Origin of the sequence: Campylobacter sp. BCW_6873 (genome assembly GCF_001762365.1) — a bacterium.
GTDB lineage: Bacteria > Campylobacterota > Campylobacteria > Campylobacterales > Campylobacteraceae > Campylobacter_D > Campylobacter_D jejuni.
Genome location: NZ_MJWS01000096.1, coordinates 1 through 213, shown reverse-complemented (window position 1 = coordinate 213; position 213 = coordinate 1). Strand labels below are relative to the sequence as shown.

The following is a 213-nucleotide window of genomic DNA, read 5'->3' as shown; positions in this document are numbered from 1 at the left end:
TCTACACTAAAATATTTTTGTTTATAATTCATCTGCAACATTTTATCAATGGCTTCTTTTTCATTATCAAAAGAATAACTAAGTCTAATACTTCCTTGGTCTTCAACATAGAAAGTTTCATATTTATTATTATCAGAATCAAACCACATAGTAAGATGGTATTCTCCTGAATGTTTATAAGAAGGATACCAATCTGTATCAATCAACTTTTCT

1 pseudogene is annotated in these 213 nt (G+C 26.8%); it reads right to left on the bottom strand.

Annotation, left to right across the window (positions count from 1 at the left end):
• A pseudogene (locus tag AJ932_RS08400) lies at nt 1-213 on the bottom strand (hypothetical protein); the annotation flags it as partial.